This window comes from Stieleria sp., assembly GCF_041595215.1.
GTDB lineage: Bacteria > Planctomycetota > Planctomycetia > Pirellulales > Pirellulaceae > Stieleria > Stieleria magnilauensis.
The window spans coordinates 1-1,562 of the sequence record NZ_JBFHKV010001493.1 but is presented as its reverse complement, the minus strand read 5'-3'; the positions used below and the strand labels follow the sequence as shown (position 1 = coordinate 1,562).

Here is a 1,562-nt window from a genome sequence, read left to right as displayed (position 1 = left end):
GCCGTCACGCACGCTGCGGCCAAACGCCTCGTAATCGTGCCAGTTGTGCTCCGAAAACGCATACCGGCGAATCGAGGCCGAGGCTTGTTCGAACAGCGGCAACATCGATGCACCCTGCATCGTCTCGGGGGTCTCGCAGCCCGCTGCGGACAGCACCGTCGGCGCCAAATCGATCACGCTGACCAGTTGATCACTGGCGCCGGTCCACTTGATTCCCTTTGGCCAATGGGCGACCAAAGCCGTCTTCATTCCGGAATCGTGCAGCCGGGTTTTGGCGCGTGGGAATGGCCGCCCGTTATCGGCCAAAACGTAAATCAGTGTGTCGTCCAATACCCCCTGGCGACGCAGCTCGTCGACGACGACGCCGATGCGATTATCGAATCGCGTGACTTCGTTGTAGTACGACGCCAGGTCCTGACGCGTTTTGGCGTCATCGGACAAAAACGGCGGCACCACCACATCCTCGGGTCGGTGTTTCGGGCCGTACTCGTCCGGTTTCCATTGTTGATCGGCGTCCCAGCCGCGGTGCGCATCATAGGACGCAAACCAAAAGAAGAACGGTTGGTCTTTGGGCCGCTGCCGCGTCACGCTCAACCAATTCGCCGAACCACTCGTGTCCCCTTTCGTCTTGCCCGTGTCGACGTGGTCAAACGCATCCGGCCGCGGCGACTGGCCTGGGCCCGGCGCGGTCGATTTCATGTGGTGCTTGCCCGACAGCGCCGTGTAGTACCCGGACTGTTTCAAGATTTCGGGAAACCATGGCAAGTGCGACGAGATCGGTTGGTGCAGTTCCGCGGCCTTGCCATTGTTGTGCGGGTAACGCCCCGTGATGATGCTGCTGCGCGAGGGGCTGCAACTGCTGGCGGTCAAGTAGGCGCGGTCGAAACGAATGCCGGCGTCGGCCAGTGCGTCGATGTTCGGCGTGCGGGCGGCCGGATTGCCATAGCATCCATAGTCATTCCAACTGACGTCGTCGGCGATAAACAAGACGACGTTGGGCCGATCCGCGGCCAGCGACAGCGAGGCGTGAAGCAGTGCGATACAGGCAAACGAAAGTCGTACGCTGTACCGAAAGAGGTTTGATAGCATTTTCAGCCTGTTGGCAAACAGTGAAAAAAGGGATTCAAATGGCTCCCTAGCTTAATCGGTGCTCGAAATCGATGTGTCGCGCGATAAGATCTTGCCGCGGAAAAGGGGACAGGCTGTAACTTGCGGAACAATGAAACAATCATTGGGCCCACGGATGGCAGCGCGAACCCACGGATTTTTTGGTCGCGGAAAAGCGGCGGGGAGTCACGCGGATGATGGAAACCCTTAATGATCGTTTACAGCGGTCTGAAATCAACGCCGATGTGAAGGCGGCGGCTGATGTGGACTCGCTGCGTGGGCGGACCTGGCTGGCGCTGACCTCCAGCCACCTTGGCACGTCGACGCGGTTGCATGCCGAGGTGTGTCGTTACATCAGCCGATCGATGATCGAGGCGCGGCAAGCCGGGCACGTGTTGTTGGTCGCGGCGGGATCGGCGATCGAATCTTGGGCGGTCCGCGCCGCGGATCTTTTT

General features: G+C 60.0%; 2 protein-coding genes. One reads left to right on the top strand and one right to left on the bottom strand.

Translation table 11 applies throughout. From position 1 onward, the window contains the following. A partial coding sequence (locus tag ABX749_RS32415; RefSeq protein WP_372899677.1) for a sulfatase occupies positions 1-1,089 on the bottom strand: 1,089 nt, incomplete at its 3' end. A 212-nt stretch (positions 1,090-1,301) separates the two neighbouring features. Here ABX749_RS32415 and ABX749_RS32410 point away from each other — a divergent pair. Beyond that, positions 1,302-1,562, top strand: a 261-nt coding sequence (locus ABX749_RS32410; RefSeq protein WP_372899676.1) for a hypothetical protein, incomplete at its 3' end; no start/stop codon positions are given.